The organism is Mesorhizobium sp. B1-1-5 (assembly GCF_006443065.1).
Taxonomy (GTDB): Bacteria; Pseudomonadota; Alphaproteobacteria; order Rhizobiales; family Rhizobiaceae; genus Mesorhizobium.
Genome location: NZ_VFWS01000699.1, coordinates 1 through 1,003 on the forward strand (window position 1 = coordinate 1; position 1,003 = coordinate 1,003).

Consider the following 1,003-nt stretch of genomic DNA (forward strand, 5'->3'; position numbering starts at 1 on the left):
GGGCGCTTGGCGACCTCAGCGTGAAGCTGATCATCGCCGTCGTGGCACTGATCCCCTATCGGCTGCTCGCCGCCCGCTGGAGCCAGCCGGCTGTTGCTGCGGTCTAGGCCGTGATTCCCTGGATCCAGCTGGACTCCGCGAAAACCCCGGATGGCGCGCAGGAGCTTCGGCTCAAGCGGCGCGGTTCCGAATTCTCGATCATGCTGGGCACCAACGAGTTGATGAACAGCCGCCTCAGCGGCTCGGAAGAAGCGTTGGCCAGGCTCTCCTGTCGGAGGATCGCCGGCCGCAGACAGCCGAGAATGCTGATCGGCGGGCTTGGCATGGGTTTTACGCTGCGCGCCGCTCTCGCCGAGTTGGGCGAGAATGCCGAAATCACTGTCGCGGAGTTGGTGCCGGCGGTCATCGCGTGGGCGCGAGGGCCGATGGCGGAGGTGTTTGGTGGCTGTCTCGACGATCCGCGCGTCATCGTCCGGGAGGCCGATGTCGGGCAGTTTATAAGATCCCGGCCCGCGGTCTGGGACGCCATCCTGCTCGATGTCGACAACGGCCCGGACGGCATCGTTCACAAATCCAACGACGCGCTGTACAGCCTGCAGGGTCTGGCGGCAGCGCGCACCGCACTGAAGCCCGGCGGCGTGCTTGCCGTGTGGTCGCAAGGGCCGGACAGCGGCTTCACCCGGCGGCTGAAGCAGGCAGGTTTCGCGGTCGAGGAGGTGAGCACGCGCGCCAACGGCAAGCGCGGCGCGCGTCATGTCATCTGGATCGCCACCAACGGCTCGCGACCCTGAGCGGACGCCGTCATTTGATGAATAGCCGACCAAATCGAAGCCGGCGTTGAATACCTTCAACTTCAGCTTCGCAGTTGGAGCGCCAAATCAGTCCTGGTGCAAAATGAATTCCAGATAGAGATTGCGCTGCAGGATCGAGTGGTTGTCGTCGGAGAGCAGAGACACCATCAGCGCGCCGGCTTCGCGCTTCCAGACGTCGAGCCCTTCCATAT

Annotated in this window: 1 protein-coding gene and 1 pseudogene; both read left to right on the plus strand. The window is 64.3% G+C overall.

Annotated elements, in window-relative coordinates; translation table 11 throughout:
• Positions 1-107: pseudogene (locus FJ980_RS35775) on the plus strand (VUT family protein); the annotation flags it as partial.
• 3 nt (positions 108-110) lie between these two features.
• Positions 111-791 (plus strand): hypothetical protein, encoded by a 681-nt coding sequence (locus tag FJ980_RS34505; protein WP_140547774.1) that lies wholly within the window; start codon positions 111-113, stop codon positions 789-791.
• The last annotated feature ends 212 nt before the right edge of the window (positions 792-1,003 follow it).